Raw genomic sequence first — 17,013 nt, forward strand, 5'->3', positions numbered from 1 at the left:
GCCGGCGATGCGGACACCAGCGACCGCCGCCGGCGTCGATGGAGGCGCTGCGGCAGCGCTCCTCAGCGTGCGAAGCCACGGAACCTGCCGTTCCGGCCGGCCGCGAGGATCGCGTTGGACGGTCGTGGTCCGGTTGCGCGGAGGCAGATCCGTCGTCACGGGGGGATGGGCTCCCCGGTGTGCACGGGCCTAACATCATCCCATCGAGGAGGGAGGGTCCACATGATCGGGTTCATCGTGGCCGGACTGATCATCGGTGCACTCGCGAGGCTGATCAAGCCGGGCAGGCAGAACCTCGGCATCCTCGCCACCCTGCTCCTCGGCCTCGTCGGCTCCGTCATCGGCGGGTCCGTGGCGAGCTTCCTCGGGACGGGGAGCATCTTCGAGCTGAACGTCCTCGGCTTCGTCGTCGCCGTCGTCGCCGCGGTGCTCCTCATCGGGGTCGCCGAGGGACTCGCCGGGCGCCGCCGCACGACCCGCACATGACCGTGCTCCGGCAGCCTGCCGCCCCCGAGGGGACCGCCCGCGCGTTCTCGTAGCCCGGCGCGGCTGCCGGTCCGGTCGATCGGGCCCGCCTTACGTGGGCCTGACGAATGTTCCGGCCACCTCGCCATCCCGTTTCTCGCGCGGACGCTTCCGGGGATCACGACCGTCGTTCCGGGATGGGCGAGCAGGACGGAGGTCCCTCGTGGCCAAGGTGGCGGTGGTGACCGGGGGCACGGCCGGTGTCGGCCGGGCGACGGTGCGCGAGCTCGCTGAGGCGGGCTACGACGTCGGCGTGGTCGCCCGCGGCCGCGCCGGCCTCGACGCCGCCGTGGCCGACGTCGAGCAGCGGGGCCGGCGGGGGCTGGCGGCGGTCGCCGACGTCGCCGACCACGACGCGGTGGAGCGCGCTGCGTCCCAGATCGAGACCGGTCTGGGGGAGATCGACCTTTGGGTCAACTGCGCCTTCTCCGGCTCGCTGGCGTACTTCTGGGACACCTCGATGGAGGAGTTCAAGCGGCTGACGGAGGTGACCTATTACGGCCAGGTGCACGGCACGGAGGTCGCCCTGCGTCGAATGCGCCCTCGGAATCGAGGGGTGGTCATCAACGTCGGGTCGGCGATGGCCTACCGCTCCATCCCGCTCCAGTCGGCCTACTGCGGGGCCAAGCACGCCATCAAGGGCTTCACCGAGTCGGTGATGACCGAGCTGGTCCACGAGAAGAGCGCGGTGAAGCTGTGCACCATCCAGCTCCCGGGGCTCAACACCCCGCAGTTCACCTGGAACCTCAACAAGATGCCCCGGCACCCCATGCCGGTCGCGCCGATCTTCCAACCGGAGCTCGCGGCCCGCGGCATCCGCTACCTCGCCGAGCATCCCCGGCGGAACATGTGGGTCGGGATCGCGACCGCCTACACGATCTTGGGGGAGCGGTTCGCGCCGAAGGTGGTGGACCTCTACCTCGGCCGCAAAGGGGTGTCCGGGCAGCAGACCGACCGGGACACGCCGCGGCACGGGTCGAACGTCTTCGCCCCGGCCGACGAGGACGCCGACCGCGGCGCGCACGGACCCTTCGACGACCGGGCCCACGAGCGCGATCCCCAGCTGTGGGCCTCGATGCACCGCCGGGGGCTTCTCGCCGGGGCCGCGGCCCTCGCCGCGGGCGTCGGCGGCGCCGTCACCACGCTCGCCCGGTCGCGCCGATGAGCACCCTGCCGCCGCGGCCGCCGCGCGCTGCGGTCGCCGGCGTCCGCATCGCGTACGGCGTCCTGCTGATCCTCGTGCCGACCGAGGCGCTGCCCACCACATCCGACCGCGTCGGGGCGGTCGTGGCCCGGCTGCTCGGCGCGCGGTTCCTCGTCCAGGGTCTCGCCGCAACGTGGGTCCCGAGGCTGGTCACGGCGCGGCGCGGCGCGCTGGTCGACGGCGCGCACGCGACCAGCATGCTCGGTTGGGCGGTGCTCGACCGCGGGCACCGGCGCGCGGCCCTCGTCAACGCGGTGATCGCCGGCCTGTGGGTGCTCGTCGAAACGGAGACCGCGAGACGAGAACAGGACCGCTGACGGGCCTCCTGGTTCCACCGGCAGATTGAAGCCGATCCGTCACCCCGCGACGGCACCGGCTCCGACGAAGGACCCTCGAGGAGCTCTCGTGCTCGACGCCCGGAACAGCACATCCTGCACACCATCGAACGCCAGCTGGCGAGCGGTGATCCGCGTCTCGACCGGCTCAGCCGCAAGCTCCACCGGCGAGCGCCGTGGGGGCCGGCCTCAACGCTCGCCGTCGGCGTGCTCGTCGGGGTCTTCCTGGTGACGCTCGGAGTGGTCGGTCACGCGCTGCTGCTCGTCGCGGTGGCGGCGCCGCAGCGCACCGCGGAAGGGCCGCTCACCCGATCACCCCTGACGCGGTGGTCGTCAGGCCGTGCCGGCGTCATCGGCCTCCAGAGGCTCGAGCACCGCGGCGCACTCGAGCAGCATCGCGTGCACGAAGGCCTGCGGCAGGTTGCCGCGCAGCTGACGCTCGGTGACGTCGAACTCCTCGGTGAACAACCCGGCGGGACCGCAGGCGGACCGGGCGCGTTCGAACAGGTGTCGCGCGGTGAGGGCGTCGCCCTGCTGGTGGCACGCCAGGGCGGCGACGAAGTTGCAGAGCAGGAAGGCACCCTCGGAAGTGCCGAGCGGGCGACCGTCGGCCCGGAAGCGGTAGGCGTAGCCCTCCCGGGTGAGGCCACTCAGGTAGGTGTCCAAGGTCCGCCGGCACCGCGGGTCGTCGGCGGGCAGGGCTCCCCGCAGCGCCGGGAGCAGCAGGGCCCCGTCGTGGCCCGGGTCGTCCGGGGACCGCTGCCAGCGCCCGTCGGGGTGGGTCGAGGTCGCCGCGGTGTGGGCGAGCAGCCGGTCGGCGAGCGCCGACCACCGCCCACTCAGTGCGGCGTGGCCAGGTCCCACGGCGGCGGCGACGTCGCGGAGCCCGGCTACGCAGCTCAGACGGCTGTGCGTCCACTCGCGGTCGTCGAGCTCCCAGATGCCCGCGTCGGGCTCCGTCCACCGCTGCTCGATCGCCTCGGTGACCACCAGGACCGCGCGCCATCCGTCGGCGTCCAGACGGTCGTGCCGGGCGGCCGCGGCGAAGAGCGTGAGCACCTCGCCGAACGCGTCGAGCTGGAACTGCCCGCCGGCGCGGTTGCCGAGGCGGTGGCCGCCACCGGGGTAGCCGGGGACGTCGAGATCACGCTCACCGGGGACACGATCGCCGGCAACGGTGTAGCAGGGCGCGAGACGGGGGCCGTCGTCGAGCACCCGGGCGCCGAGGAAGCGGACCGCGTCGCCGAGCAGGTCGTCGACGCCGGCAATCGCGGCGGCCCGACCCGCGAAGCACTGGTCGCGCACCCACACGTAGCGGTAGTCGTAGTCGCCGGCGCCGCCGAGGCGCTCGGGCAGGCTCGTCGTTGCGGCACCGACCATCCCGCCGCCGGAGGCCGTGAGCCCGCGCAACACGCATGCCGCGTGGGCGGCGTCGCGGGGCGCGGCGCCGATGCGGGGCGGCGTGGTCTCGTGCCAGCGGGTCTCGGTGCGCTCCCACGCTCGCTCCGGTTCCGGGGGAGGGCCCACGGGCTCGGCGCGACCGATCTCGAGGACGAGGTCGTGCCGGCTGCCCGGGGGCACGCACAGGTCGAGCTCCAGGCGGGGCGCGCCGTGGACGTCGGACACGGTCGCGCCGGGTGCGCCGCTCCAGCGCAGATGCAGGTCACCGAGGCGACCGGTCCAGCAGCCGTCATCGGCCTGCCCCAGGTCACGCAGCGCGCCGGCGCCGAAGTCTGCCCGGGGGTCGAGGACGACGTGGACCGCGGCAGGGACGTCGTGGGCCAGCACGCGACGCAGGAGTACCAGCCGGTCGACCTCACCGGGGAACGCGAGCGCCTCCCGGCACTCGAGGATTCCGGAGTTCGTGGCCCAGCGGTTGCGCCAGATGAGCGTGGCGTCCTCGTAGTACCCGCCCCACACGAACCGCTCGGTCGGGGTGATCGTGTAGTGCCCCGGTGCGCCCATGAGTGAGGTGAACACCGCGGGCGAGTCCCAGCGCGGGGCGCACATCCACGCGACGTCCCCCCGCGGTCCCACCACGGCTCCCCGCTCGCCGTCCGCGAGCACGGCGTACTCGCGCAGCACGTGGGGTGAGCTCTTCGGGCTATCGGTCACACGGCCCTCCGGTCAGGCCACACGGAACCGCTCCATGTCCGTCGTGCGCAGCTCGAGCCCGTGGCCCGGGCGGGAGCGGTCCGGGCGCAGCCGTCCACCGGGTTCCGGGTGGAGCACCCCGTCGAAGGCCATCCCCTCGATGCGGACGTGGTCGTGGAAGTACTCCAGGTGTCGCAGGTGCCAGATCGCCGTCCCCACGTGGGCACTGATCTGGGGTGCGCAGTGCAGCGAGAGGTCGATGTTGCGCGCGTCGCACAGCGCCGCCACCCGGGTCGTGGCGGTGATCCCGCCGCAGCGGGTGACGTCGGCCTGGAGGCAGTCCACCGCGCCCGCGGCGAGCATGCGGTGAAAGGTGGGCAGGTCGTAGCCGTACTCGCCGGCGGCGATGTCCAGCCCGCCGGGGCCGTGGTCGCGCAGGAGCGCGAGGCCTTCCAGGTCGTCGGAGGTCACGGGCTCCTCCAGCCACCGGACGCCCTGGTCGGCCAGGCGCTGTGCCCAGGCGAGTGCCTGCTTGCGGGTGTAGGCGCCGTTGGCGTCGACGAAGAGCCCGACCGCGGATCCGACGACCTCCCGGGTCAGGGCGAGTCGGTGCGGGTCCGCGTCGGGGTCGCGTCCCACCTTGATCTTCACCTGTGGCAGGCCCGCCGCGAGCCAGCCCTCCAGCTGGGCGCGCAGCTGCTGGTCGTCGTAAGAGGTGAACCCGCCGCTGCCGTAGATCGGGGTGGCGTCGTGCACCGGGCCGAGGACGACCGACAGTGGCAGCCCGAGTACCCGCGCGTGCAGGTCCCAGAGCGCGATGTCGACCGCGGAGATCGCCTCGGCGACCACGCCGGGACGCCCCAGGTTGCGCACGGCGGCGTGCATCGCCGACCACGCCGCCGGCACGGCCAGCACGTCGCGGCCCTCCACGATCCCGGCCAGCGTCGAGCTCACCGTGGTCGCCGCGGGCGGCCCGGCGTAGGTGTAGCCGAGGCCGACGTGCCCGGCCGCGTGCGCCTGCACCACCACGAGCGTGGTGGCGTCCCACTCGAGCGTGCCGTCCGACTCGGGCGCGTCCGTGGGCACCGTGTAGGCCGCGACGTCGATGCCCTCGCACGGCACGGGCCCGCTCGTGGCGGCTGATCCCGGCGCTGCGCTCCTCCCCACGGCGTCCTCCCTCGGGGTGCGGGTCACGGCTGGGAGGTCAACCGGGTCTCAGCGTCGAGGTGGCCGGGCGTGGCCGCAATGCGCGGACGCCCCGCATGTCCCGGAACGCCCGTTTTCTGGACGCAACGCAAGGCGACCGACAGGTCCGGACCGTCCCGGTCGGCCGCCGCCTGCGCAACGCTGGTCGACGACGAGGAGCGCCGCCGTCGAACACACGGCCGGTCGCGCACCGCTCCAGCATGAGAGCTCGAGAGGTAGCCCATGTCCCGTCGACGCCCAGCCGTACACGACCCGGGACGGTCCGACCCCGTGACTCCGGAGCCGCTCGCTCACGACCCGCTCGCCCCGGATCCCCTGACCTGCCTCCTCGATCCCGACCACCCGCACAGGCCACGGATCGTGACGGAGGGCCCGGTCGCCTGGCTCACCGCGCTGCTCGCGGGCGCCGTCTTCGCGATCGACGGGGCCGACGTCGGCAGCGTCGTCGGGCTGAGCAGCGAGGGGGCCCGCACCTGGGCGGCCACGCTCCCGGTGGCGGAGGATCTCGACCGGCGGGGCGTGGAGTGGGGAGAGGGGCCCGGCGCCGACGCACTCCGCGGGCGAACGCCGCCCGGCACCGTGACGGTCACCCCTCTCGACGAGGTCGCGACCCGGCGCTGGCCGCGTTGGTCGGCGCGGGCCCGCTCGGTGGGGATCGCGGCGACGCTGTCGGTGGTCCTGCCCGGAGGGTCGCCCAAGAGGCCCGCGGTGCTGGTGGTGCACGGGCCCGACACGTCATCGTTCGGGGCCTCGTCCGTGAGCGCCGCCCGGGCGTTCGCCGCACCCGTAGCGGTGGCCGTGCAGGCCACCGCGCGCGTCGCAGGCCTGGAGCGGGCGCTCGAGAACCGGGACGTCATCGGTCGCGCCAAGGGTCTGCTGATGGCACGCGGAGGTGTCGACGACGAGGAGGCCTTCGGCCAGCTCGTCGCGGTCTCCCAGCGCCGGAACCTCCGCCTGGCGGAGGTCGCCGCCGAAATCGTCGAGCGTCACTCGGCGCGGCGGCCGGCGCCGCACCCCGCACCGGGTCCGACGCCGGACGCGACCCCGCGTCCGGGACCGCGTCCGGCACCGCCGGCATCACGCCGGGCCGGCTGAACATCGGCCAGGGAGACGGTTGACCCTCCAGCCGCTCCCGTCGCGTCAGAGGAGGGATCGCTCGTGCAGGTCGCCGACTACATCCTGGCCCGGCTGCGGGACTGGGGCATCCACCGGATCTACGGCTATCCCGGGGACGGGATCAACGCGTTCCTCGGCGCTCTGGACCGCGCCGACGGGGACCCGGAGCTGATCCAGCCGCGCCACGAGGAGATGGGCGCGTTCATGGCGACGGCCCACGCCAAGTTCACCGGGGAGATCGGCTGCTGCATGGCCACCTCCGGCGGTGGCACCGTCCACCTGCTCAACGGGCTCTACGACGCGAAGCTCGACCACCAGCCCGTGGTGGCGATCGTCGGGCAGCAGAAGCGCATCTCGTTGGGATCGGCCTACCAGCAGGAGATCGACCCGAACACGCTCTACAAGGACGTCTCGTCGGACTTCCTGCAGACCTGCATGCATCCCGCGCAGGCCCGCCACCTCGTCGACCGCGCCTGCAAGGTCGCGCTCTCGAACCGCACGGTCGCGACCATCATCGTCCCGGACGACGTGGGGGAGGAGGACGCGGTTCCCTCGCCGCCGCGCGAGCACGGGGCCGTCTACTCCAGCATCGGCTGGACCCGTTCGCGCGTGCTCCCGGACGAGGCCGAGCTGCGCAAGGCCGCCGACGTCCTCAACGCCGGGCAGAAGGTCGCCATGGTCGTGGGGCAGGGCGCCCAGACCGCGGCCGACGAGGTGATGGAGGTCGCCGACCTCCTCGGGGCCGGGGTGGCCAAGACCTCGCTCGGGCGCGTCGAGCCATCCGACGACCTACCCTACGTGACGGGTCCGATCGGTCTGCTCGGGTCCACGGCCACCGAGGACATGATCTCCAACTGCGACACGCTGTTCTTCGTCGGCACCAGCTTCCCCTATGCGGAGTGGCTGCCGCAGGAGGGCCAGGCGCGCGGCGTCGAGATCGACATCGATGGCCGCTACATCGGCATCCGCTACCCGATGGAGGCCCACCTCGTCGGTGACGCGGGAGACACCCTGCGCGAGCTCCGACCGCTGCTCGAGCGCAAGACCGATCGGTCGTGGCGGGAGCGGATCGAGAGCCGGGTGGACGAGTGGCACCGGGTCCTCGACGACCGTGCCCACGACGCCGCGGATCCGCTCAACCCCGAGCTGGTGGTCCACGAGCTCTCGCAGCGCCTGCCCGCCGGGGCGATCGTGACGACCGACGCCGGGTCGGTGGCCAACTGGTGGGCGCGCCACCTCGTGCTGCGCCGCGGGATGAAGGCGTCGCTGGCCGGCAACCTGGCGACGATGGGGCCGGGCACCCCCTACGCCATCGCCGCGCGCTTCGCGTTCCCCGACCGCCCCGTCATCGCCGTCATCGGGGACGGGGTGTTCCAGATGAACGGCATGGCCGAGATGATCACGATCAAGCGCTACTGGGACCGTTTCCAGAGCGCGCCGCTGGTGTTCTGCGTGTTCAACAACCAGGACCTCAACCAGGTCACCTGGGAACAACGGGCGATGGCGGGTGATCCGAAGTACCCGGGCTCCCAGTGGATCCCCGACGTCCCCTACGCCGAGTACGCGAGGCTGCTCGGCCTGCGGGGCATCCGCTGCGACAGCCCGGAGGAGATCGGGCGTGCGTGGGACGAGGCGTTGGGCTCGACCGTGCCGTGCGTGCTGGAGGTCGTCGTCGACCCCGAGATCCCGCCGGTGCCACCGCACATCATGAGCGAGCAGGCCAAGAAGGCCGCGACGGCGATGGCCAAGGGTGACCCCGAGGCCGCCGGACTCATGCGCAAGGGCGTCAAGCAGAAGGCCCACGAGTTCACCGAATCCGTGAAGACCCACCTTCCGGGCGGCAGCGACCGCTGACATCCGCACGGCCGAGAGGAGGAGCCGGATGGTCGTCCACCTGCAGGATCCGGTCGTACGGCGACGCCGTGGGGAGGGCGGCGCCCTCGAGGCGGCGTTGCGGGCCCGCGTCGAGGGCGAGGTGCGCTTCGACGCGGGTACCCGCGCGACCTACTCCACCGACGCGTCGAACTACCGAGAGGTACCGATCGGCGTCGTCGTCCCGCGCAGCGTCGACGACGCGGTGGCGGCGATCGCCGTGTGCCACGAGCACGGTGCCCCGGTGCTCTCGCGCGGCGGCGGGACGAACCTCGCCGGCAGTACCACCAACACCGCGGTGGTGATCGACTGGACGAAGTACTGCGACCGCCTGGTCTCGCTCGACGTCGACGCGCGGACGGCCGTGGTGGAGCCGGGGGTCGCGCTCGACCCGCTCAACGACCAGCTGGCCCCGCACGGGCTCAAGGTCGGACCGAAGCCGTCCACCCACGTCAGCTGCTCGCTCGGCGGCATGATCGGCAACAACTCCTGCGGCTCCACGGCGCAGGCCTACGGCAAGATGGTCGACTCGGTCCGGCGGCTCGAGGTGCTCACCCACGACGGCGAGCGGTTCTGGTGCGGCCCGACCGACGAGGAGGAGTACACCCGGATCGTGCGGGCGGGCGACCGCCGGGCGGAGATCTACCGGCGGCTCCGGGAGCTGCGGGACACCTACGCCGACGACATCCGCGCCCGCTTCCCGGACATCCCGCGCCGCGTGTCGGGCTACAACCTCGACTCGCTGCTGCCCGAGAAGGGCTTCGACGTGGCGAAGGCGCTGGTCGGGAGCGAGAGCACGCTGGTGACGGTGCTGCAGGCCGAGATCGACCTCTTCACGACGCGTCAGGGCTCGACGCTCGTCGTCCTGGGCTATCCCGACGTGGTCGCCGCGGCCCGGGACGTCCCTGCGGTCGTGGCGCACGGGCCGGCGGCCCTGGAGGGGGTCGACCAGCGGCTGGTCGAGCTCGAACGACGGGAGTCGCTGAGCCTCGGGGCGATCGCGCAGCTGCCGCAGGGCCAGGCGTGGCTGCTCGCCCAGTTCTCCGGCGACGACCAGGACGCCGCCGACCGAGCGGCGCGGAGCCTGGTCGAGGAGTTCCGGGCGCACGACGACGGCCCGAGCGTCGAGCTCGTCGACGAGCCGGTCAGCGAGGAGCAGCTCTGGGAGGCCCGGGAGGCCGGGTTGGCGGCCACCGCCTACCCCCCGCTCGGGCGGGAGACCCACCCGGGCTGGGAGGACGCGGCGGTGGCGCCCGACCGGCTCGGGGACTACCTGTCCGAGTTCTGCGACCTGCTCGAACGCTACGGCTACGGCTCCTCGGCGATCTACGGGCACTTCGGTCAGGGCTGCGTCCACTGCCGCATCCCCTTCGACCTCGGCACCGCCGGCGGGATCCGTCACTACCGGGAGTTCGTGGAGGAGGCCGCACGGCTCGTCGCGTCCTACGGCGGGTCGCTCTCGGGCGAGCACGGCGACGGCCAGGCCCGCGGCGAGCTGTTGTCGATCATGTTCGGCGACCGGGTCGTCGAGGCGTTCGGCGAGGTCAAGGCCCTGTTCGACCCCCACGACCGGATGAACCCGGGCAAGGTGGTGCACCCGCGGGCCGTCGACGCGGACCTGCGCCAGGGCGTCGACTACCGGCCCTGGCAACCCGAGACGTGGTTCGACTATCCCGACGACGCGGGGAAGTTCTCGAACGCCGCGGCCCGCTGTGTCGGCATCGGCAAGTGCCGTGGCGAGGAGAGCGGGGTCATGTGCCCGAGCTACCGGGCCACCCGCGAGGAGGAGCACTCCACCCGCGGCCGCGCGCGTGTCCTGTTCGAGATGCTGCAGGGTGACGTGATCACCGACGGGTGGCGTTCGGAGGAGGTCCGCGACGCCCTCGACCTCTGCCTCGCCTGCAAGGGCTGCAAGAGCGACTGCCCGGTCAGCGTCGACATGACGACGTACAAGGCCGAGTTCCTCACCCACCACTACGCGCGCCGGCCCTGGCGCCGGCCGCTCGCGCACTGGTCGATGGGGTGGCTGCCGCTGTGGGCCCACCTGGCGACGCTGGGACGGCCGCTGGCCCGCACGGTCAACGCCGTCACCGCGACCCCGGGGCTCGCTCGCGTGGTCAAGACCCTCGGCGGGGTCGCGCCCCAGCGCGAGGTGCCCGCCTTCGCCGAGCAACGCTTCACCGACTGGTTCCGTGGCCGCCCACGGGACGACGGGGCGGGCGAGGCGCCGCAGGGCCGGGTGCTGCTGTGGCCCGACACGTTCACCGACCACTTCCACCCCGCGATCGCCCGCGCCGCGGTGGACGTGCTCGAGGACGCGGGGTTCGAGGTGACGATCCCCGCCACCACCGTGTGCTGCGGCCTGACCTGGATCTCCACCGGCCAGCTGCCGGTCGCCCAGCGGGTGCTGGAGCGGACCCTCGAGGTCCTGCGCCCGCAGCTGCACGACGGCACACCGATCGTGGTCCTCGAGCCCAGCTGCGCCGCGACCTTCCGCTCGGACCTTCCGGAGCTCATGGCCGGTGACGAGGACGCCCACCGGCTGGCGGGACAGACGGTCACGCTCGCCGAGCTGCTGGTGCAGCGGGCGCCGGACTGGCGTCCTGGCACGTCCCTCGGGCGCGACGCCATCGCCCAGCCGCACTGCCACCAGCACGCGATCATGGGCACGAGCGCGGACCGGCAGGTCATGGCGGCGGCCGGGCTCGACGCCGAGATCCTCGACGCCGGTTGCTGCGGGCTCGCCGGCAACTTCGGCTTCGAGGCGGGGCACTACGACGTGTCGATGGCCTGCGCGGAGGACAAGCTGCTGCCGCGGGTGCGCGACACCGCAGACTCGACCCTCGTGCTGGCCGACGGATTCAGCTGCCGGAGCCAGATCGAGCAGTCCGGCGTCGGCCGGACCCCGGTGCACCTCGCCGAGGTGCTCGCCGCGGCCGTGCGGGGCCACCGGCCGGGATCCCGGCCCGACGACGACCTCGCCGAGCGGCCGGCCAGACCGGAGGGTATCGCTCGCGCGGCGATCCTCGCGATCCTCGCGGGCCTCGGCGCGGGGCTCGCGGCCGCGGGCGGGGGCGCCCTGCTCGCCGCTGGGACGGCCGGCCGCCGCCGGACCGCTTGAGGAGCAGCGGCCTGGCGGACGGTGACGGCCTCCTCGAGCGATGTCGTCAGCGGGGTCCCGGTGCGCAGCGTTCACTCGACTCCTCGACGTCCTGAGAGGGGCGCCGGGACTCGCTCGGGCGCTGGGGATGCTCGGCGTGGCGCAGCAGCAGGAGGGCGGCGGCCGCCACCACGACGGCGGCGACGCCGGCGAGGGCCAGCCAGGCGCCGTCGCGGACGTCCTCGCCGAACACCAGGACGCCCCACAGGACCGACGCCAGGGGGTTGACGAGGGTGAAGCCGGGCTGGGAGGCGACGAGGCTGCCGGCCTGCAGGGCCTTCTGCAGCAGGAAGAACGACGTCGGCCCCACCACCACGGCGGCGTAGGTCTGCCAGCTCGTCAGTACCATGTCCAGGCCGCCGTGCCGCCACAGCGCGCCGACCCCCGCGATCAGTGCCGACATCAGCCCGAACGTGGCCCCGGAGCCCAGGCCCAGCAGCGCGGCACGCCAGCGGTGCCACCGCCATCCCAGCACGACGCAGACGAGCGCGACCGCCGTCGTGATCCCCCGGCCAGGAGCCAGGTCGTGAGCGGGACGGTGCCGGCGTCGCCGCCTATGGGGGCCAGCGCGAAGACGAACACCGCGACACCGACGGCCAGCCCGCCGATCGCCACCCACGCTCGCCGGGTGAGCCGCCGGCCGAACGCCAGGGGCCCGCCGATGAGGGTCAACGGCAGCTCCGCGATCATCACCGGCTCGACGAGCGAGATGCGCCCGACGGTCAGCGCCGCGGCCTCCAGCCGGAAGCCGCTGATCATCGCCACGATGCCGGCCCACCAGGCGGGCCGACGGGCGAGGTCGAGCAGCATCCGCATGATTGCGCCGTGCTGGGCTGGCTCGTCCCGGTTCGCCTGGCGCTGGCAGACCGAGGCGGTCGCGTTCATCAACGCGCCCGCCAGCGCCAGAACGATGGCGATCATGCCGGCACCACGGCCTCCTGCGGTTGCGGCGATGCGCAGAGGTAGCCGGCTCGTCGACCGTCCGTCGGCTTCCCGGAACCCCCCCGGTCCGAACCCGGCTCCGCGGACTACCCGTCCCGGACCGCCGCCGCGACGCGGTGGGGCGACTGTCGAGGAGGGACGTATCGGCACCCACGGTCGCGCCGACCCTCGACGGAACCCTTACGCTGCTCCGCACGGTCGACACTCTCTGCCGTCGCGACGATGTCGGGCGAGGGGTTCAGTGACCAGGTCGACGTCTCGAACGAACGGGCCTGCGACATCGCGGGCGCGTCTCCGACGCGCCACGGAGGCGCTGCGGGCGAGCCCCGATGCCGACCACGGGTGGAGCGACCGAGGACGCATCCGAGGTGGCGGCGGCCGTCGCCGAGCACCTCCTAGCGGTCTGCCGCCGGCCGCCGGCCGCCATCATCGTCGAGGCCCGGGAGGGACACCGAAGGCTCACCGAGAAGGCCAGGGGCACGGTCGAGGTCGGCCGGGGCGACGACCTCATGCCCGCCACCTCTCTCGGCCTCGCCGGCGGACGGGTGCCGGGTCGCCGGGACGGTGCCGGGCCGCAGGGGACGGACGCCAGGCTGGACCCATGAACAGCCGCGGCATCGTCCACACCCGCCTGCTCACCCGGCGCGACCACGTGGCCGCCCTCGACCGGCTTGTCGAGCGTCCGGTCAACTTCAGCGTGGACGAGCTCGGCGGCTCCGGCTGGCACCACGACGAGGTCCGCCACGACCTCGGCCGCGAGGGTCCAGGCGAACCCGAACCGGGCGGACGCTGGGAGACGGCCTGCCGGCTCGTGCGCGACTACGAGTTCGCCGCCCCCGAGATCATCAGAGCGGTGTACAGGCGGTCGGCCCCGCTGCTGGGTCGGGACATGCTGCTCGAGGGCCGGTTCCTCTGCCTGCGCTTCCTCATGGGTGTGCGCGTCACCGAGGTCGTGGACACGGTGGGCAGCGACGGCGACGAGCGGGTGTGGGGGTGGGCCTACGACACACTCCAGGGCCACCTCGAGCGCGGGCGGATGATCTACGAGGTGGTCAAGCACCGGACCACGGGCCGGGTGGAATTCGTGCTGCGGGGGCGATCGCAGCCCGCGGACCTCGGCCTGGTCCTCCGCCTGGGCTGGTCGGTGTTCGGGCGGCGCACCCAGCTGAGGTTTTACCGTCGGTGCGGCGAGCAGCTGGCCCGCCTGGTGGCGCAGGCTGCGGCCGGGTCGCCACCGCCGGAGCCGCGGCGCGACGGCGACCTCGTGCTCGCGCCCTCGGGCGTCCGGCCGCACCCGCTGGAGTTCCTCGCCGCCACACGGAACGAGCCCGGCGGCTGACCCCGTCGAGATCCCGACCCGCACCCTCGACCGGTCGGAACCGACCTCGACCGAGGCACGTCCACGAGAGGGGATCCCGCTGTGACGGTCGATCTCGCCGTCGGTCCGAGCGTCCTCGGCGCCCTGCTGATCGCCGTGGTGCTGTGTGCGCTCCACCTGGGCGCGCCGCGAATCCGCACGCTGCCCCTCGTGCCCGAGCGGGCCACCGGTTCGTTCGCCGGCGGCCTCGCGGTGGCGTACGTGTTCCTCCACCTGCTTCCGGAGATCGCCGAGGGCAACGAGGCGCTCGGTGAGGCCCTGTCGGACGTGGTGCGCCCCACCCCCATGGTCGACCTCGCCATCTTCCTGGTCGCCCTGGCCGGCTTCACTGCCTTCTACGGGCTGGAACGCCTCGCCGAACGACACGGGGACCAGGCCGGCCGCGGCCCGCGAGCCGAAGCGGTGCCCGGCTCCTCGGGTGTCTACTGGCTGCACCTCGGCTCGTTCCTGGTCTACAACTTCCTCATCACCTACACGATGGCGCTCCGGTTGCGCACGGGCGTCGCCTTCGCGGTGCTGTTCACCGTCGCCATGGGACTGCACTTCGTGCTCACCGACCGGGGCCTGGCGGAGCACTACCCCGTCCGGTTCCGCCGCAGCGGCCGGGTCGCGCTCGCCGTCGCCCTGCTCGTCGGTTGGGCCGTCTCCGCGCTGTTCGCCCCCTCCAGCGCGCTGCTGGTCGCCCTGCTGACCGCGCTGCTCGGTGGGTCGATCCTGCTCAACGTGTTCAAGGAGGAGCTCCCGTCCGGGCGTCACTCCAGCTTCGCGTGGTTCCTGGTCGGTCTCGTCGTGTACAGCGCGCTGCTGACCATCGTCACCGCCCTGGAGGGCTGACCGCACGGGTGGCGGCACGCGCCGGGGCCGTCCGCAGGCGCCGGCTCGGCCAGGCACTGGCGGGCCCCACCCACCAGATGAGCGCGGGTACCAGGAAGGCGCGGACGAGGAAGGTGTCCAGGAGCACCCCGACCGCCATCGCGAAGGCGAGCTCCTGGAACGGGGCGAGCGGCACGAGCCCCACGAGACCGAAGCTCGCCGCGAGCGTGATGCCGGCGGCGCCTATGGCCCGGGTCGACCGGGGGACCGCGACGGCGAGCGCCTCGGCGAGCGGGCGCGTGCGGGCCGCCTGCCAGACGTCGCCCACCCCGAAGATGTTGTAGTCCGATCCGAGGGAGGCGAGCAGGGCGCCCACCGCGAACGGGACGAAGAAGATCAGCCCTTCCTGGCCCAGCTCACCGAAGACCAGCGAGGTCAGCCCCAGCGAGGAGGCGACCACGAGCACGCTGCAGGCGAGCAGGTAGAGCGGGGCGACGAGGCTGCGCAGGAACAGCACGAGGAGCACCAGCTCGACGACGGCGACGACCACGGCCACCCGGACGAAGTCGGCGCGGGCGCTCTCGACCAGACCGAGGCCGAGGGCCGTGTCGCCGGCGTAGGCGGTGGACGCGCCCTCCAGCCCGGCCTCGGCGAGCAGCGCCGGCATGTCGCGCTGCACCGCCCGCAGGGTGTCGAGCGCCTCGGCGCCCAGCGGGTCGGCGTCGAGCACGAGGAGGAAGCGCGCGGCGTCGCCGTGGGGTCCGAGGAAGAGCGCGTAGCGGTCGGGGACGGCGTCGGGGAGCCGGCCCTGGACCGGTCCCAGGACCCCGGCCACGCCGGGCCGCTCGGCCAGCGCCCGTTGCAGGCTCTCGAGGGAGTCACGGCGGGCGGCGACACCGGTTCCCGTCACGAGGACCTCGGTGGGGGAGAGGACGCCGGGAGCGAACCCGGCCGCAGCACCCTCCCAGGCCACCCGGACCGGGTTGCCCTCCGGCAGCGCGTCCATGGGCGAGACGGATGCGCGCATCCCGGTGACCGGCAGGGCGCACACCACCAGGAGCGCGAGCGCACCCACCGCGGCTGCCGGGGCTGCGCCCCGCCGCCCGGTGATGAAGCGGACGAACCGGCTGCGACCCCGGTCCGGCTCCCACGGCGAGGCCTGCTCGCGGCTCTCCTGCCGGGTCCGCAGGGGTCGTCCGGGCCAGAGCACCGCCCGCCCGAACAACGCCAGCAGTGGCGGCACGGCCAGCACCGAGACCAGGAGGGCGGCCAGCACGGTGAGAGCGAGACCCGGGCCGAACGCCTGGAAGAGCTCGGTACGGGCCACGCTGAGCGCCGCCACCCCGGCGGCGACGGTCACGCCGGCGACGACGACGATCGCGAGGTAGTCCTCGACGGCTCCCCGGGCGGCCGCGCGCCCGTCCTGCCCGGCTCGCAGCCGGCGCGCCGTCCCGGAGAGGAAGAGCACCGCGTAGTCGGTGCTGAGGCCGAGGGCGAGGGCCACCAGCACCGGTTCGAGCTGGGCCGGCGCGCTGATCCCGTAGGTGGCGGCGACCGTCCCCACGACGTGGTCGGCGATCACGTAGGCCGTCCCGGCCGCGACCAACGTGATCACCGGCGCGAGGACCGACCGGAACGCGAGGGCGACGACCAGCGCGACCGCCACCACCGAGGCGACCTCGACGGCGGTCAAGCGCTGCGCCACGATCCGGGCCTGCTCCGACTGGAGCGGGATCGTCCCGCTCACCCCGAGCAGGTGGTCACCGGGATGGTCGATGCGGGCGGCGTAGTCGCGGGCCACCTGCTCCTGCACCCACGTCGGTGCGCGAGGGTCGGTGAAGAGGTAGGTCACGATCGTGGTGGTCGGGCCGGCCGACCTCAGCGCCTCCGCGGTGAGGGTGGTCCCCGACCCCGGCGTGAGCCCCTCGGGCACGCCGCGCGGCAGGCCGTCGAACACCGGGACGGCGAGGAGCAGCGGCGGCGTCGGGCGGCCCCGGTAGGCCGGCTCGGTGACCTCCGCCGCCCGCAGCGTCGCCCGGGCCTGGGCGTAGGGGTCCAGACCGTCCGGGTGGTGCTGCACCACGGCGATGCGGGTCAGCAGGGGGAGACCGAAGATCTCGTACGCCCGGATCTGCGCCTGGACCGCCGGCGCGTCCTCGCTGATGACCTCGGACAACCCTCCGCCCGCGGTGGCGAGCGTCGGGAGCGAGGTCACCGTGGCCCACACGCCGACGCCGACGAGCGCGAGCACCGCCCACCAGCCACGGGTCAGGAGCACGGCGGCGGCGCGCACCGGGAGGGTGCGGCCCCCCGGCGGGTTCCCCTCCGGCGGGGTGCTCGTCGCCGAGCCGGGTGCGGCGCCCACGCC

13 protein-coding genes and 1 pseudogene are annotated in these 17,013 nt (G+C 73.7%); 9 read left to right on the forward strand and 5 right to left on the reverse strand.

The genetic code is table 11. The features are described 5' to 3' along the window. Nucleotides 1-222: 222 nt before the first annotated feature. The 4 genes and pseudogenes from C8D89_RS20070 to C8D89_RS31190 form a co-directional block, all read left to right on the forward strand. Nucleotides 223-486, forward strand: a complete 264-nt coding sequence (locus tag C8D89_RS20070; protein WP_116709901.1) for a GlsB/YeaQ/YmgE family stress response membrane protein — start codon at nucleotides 223-225, stop codon at nucleotides 484-486. A gap of 202 nt (nucleotides 487-688) precedes the next feature. After that, nucleotides 689-1,690, forward strand: a complete 1,002-nt coding sequence (locus tag C8D89_RS20075) for an SDR family oxidoreductase (protein WP_116709902.1) — start codon at nucleotides 689-691, stop codon at nucleotides 1,688-1,690. Continuing rightward, nucleotides 1,687-2,046, forward strand: a complete 360-nt coding sequence (locus tag C8D89_RS20080; RefSeq protein ID WP_116709903.1) for a hypothetical protein — start codon at nucleotides 1,687-1,689, stop codon at nucleotides 2,044-2,046. Before C8D89_RS20075 ends, C8D89_RS20080 begins: the two co-directional genes overlap by 4 nt. 114 nt (nucleotides 2,047-2,160) lie before the next feature. Then, nucleotides 2,161-2,325, forward strand: a pseudogene (locus C8D89_RS31190) (DUF3040 domain-containing protein); the annotation flags it as partial. Nucleotides 2,326-2,397: 72 nt separating this feature from the next. Here C8D89_RS31190 and C8D89_RS20090 read toward each other — a convergent pair. Further along, on the reverse strand, nucleotides 2,398-4,179 hold the full coding sequence (locus tag C8D89_RS20090; RefSeq protein ID WP_243418261.1) for a glycoside hydrolase family 15 protein: 1,782 nt from the start codon (nucleotides 4,177-4,179) through the stop codon (nucleotides 2,398-2,400). A gap of 12 nt (nucleotides 4,180-4,191) precedes the next feature. After that, nucleotides 4,192-5,325 carry an enolase C-terminal domain-like protein gene (locus C8D89_RS20095; RefSeq protein WP_243418262.1) on the reverse strand — a complete coding sequence of 378 codons (1,134 nt, stop codon included), beginning with the start codon at nucleotides 5,323-5,325 and terminating at the stop codon, nucleotides 4,192-4,194. A 399-nt stretch (nucleotides 5,326-5,724) separates the two neighbouring features. Here C8D89_RS20095 and C8D89_RS20100 point away from each other — a divergent pair, with 399 nt between their 5' ends. The 3 genes from C8D89_RS20100 (at nucleotide 5,725) to C8D89_RS20110 (ending at nucleotide 11,473) form a co-directional block, all read left to right on the forward strand. Next, nucleotides 5,725-6,459, forward strand: a complete 735-nt coding sequence (locus C8D89_RS20100) for an ANTAR domain-containing protein (protein WP_165825824.1) — start codon at nucleotides 5,725-5,727, stop codon at nucleotides 6,457-6,459. A gap of 63 nt (nucleotides 6,460-6,522) precedes the next feature. Then, a complete protein-coding gene (locus C8D89_RS20105) occupies nucleotides 6,523-8,334 on the forward strand; it encodes a thiamine pyrophosphate-requiring protein (protein WP_116709906.1) in 1,812 nt (603 codons plus the stop codon). A gap of 28 nt (nucleotides 8,335-8,362) precedes the next feature. After that, nucleotides 8,363-11,473, forward strand: coding sequence for an FAD-binding and (Fe-S)-binding domain-containing protein (locus C8D89_RS20110; protein ID WP_116709907.1), 3,111 nt, complete (start codon nucleotides 8,363-8,365; stop codon nucleotides 11,471-11,473). Nucleotides 11,474-11,519: 46 nt separating this feature from the next. Here the strand turns inward: C8D89_RS20110 and C8D89_RS30815 are convergent, their stop codons facing one another. After that, nucleotides 11,520-11,987, reverse strand: a complete 468-nt coding sequence (locus C8D89_RS30815; protein WP_116709908.1) for a DMT family transporter — start codon at nucleotides 11,985-11,987, stop codon at nucleotides 11,520-11,522. Next, entirely contained in the window at nucleotides 11,915-12,433 is a 519-nt protein-coding gene (locus tag C8D89_RS30820; RefSeq protein ID WP_116709909.1) for a DMT family transporter, read from the reverse strand. Before C8D89_RS30820 ends, C8D89_RS30815 begins: the two co-directional genes overlap by 73 nt. A gap of 622 nt (nucleotides 12,434-13,055) precedes the next feature. Here C8D89_RS30820 and C8D89_RS20130 point away from each other — a divergent pair. Both C8D89_RS20130 and C8D89_RS20135 read left to right on the forward strand, forming a co-directional pair. Further along, on the forward strand, nucleotides 13,056-13,793 hold the full coding sequence (locus C8D89_RS20130; protein ID WP_116709911.1) for a DUF1990 family protein: 738 nt from the start codon (nucleotides 13,056-13,058) through the stop codon (nucleotides 13,791-13,793). Nucleotides 13,794-13,874: 81 nt separating this feature from the next. Continuing rightward, the gene (locus C8D89_RS20135) at nucleotides 13,875-14,666 is read left to right on the forward strand and encodes a hypothetical protein (RefSeq protein ID WP_207787332.1); all 792 of its coding nucleotides are present in this window, start codon (nucleotides 13,875-13,877) and stop codon (nucleotides 14,664-14,666) included. Here the strand turns inward: C8D89_RS20135 and C8D89_RS20140 are convergent. Next, nucleotides 14,647-17,010 (reverse strand): MMPL family transporter, encoded by a 2,364-nt coding sequence (locus C8D89_RS20140; protein WP_116709912.1) that lies wholly within the window; start codon nucleotides 17,008-17,010, stop codon nucleotides 14,647-14,649. The two genes, C8D89_RS20135 and C8D89_RS20140, sit on opposite strands and share 20 nt — an antisense overlap. Between the last annotated feature and the right edge of the window lie 3 nt (nucleotides 17,011-17,013).

The sequence above is a fragment of the Actinomycetospora cinnamomea genome (assembly GCF_003096675.1).
Classification (GTDB): domain Bacteria; phylum Actinomycetota; class Actinomycetes; order Mycobacteriales; family Pseudonocardiaceae; genus Actinomycetospora; species Actinomycetospora cinnamomea.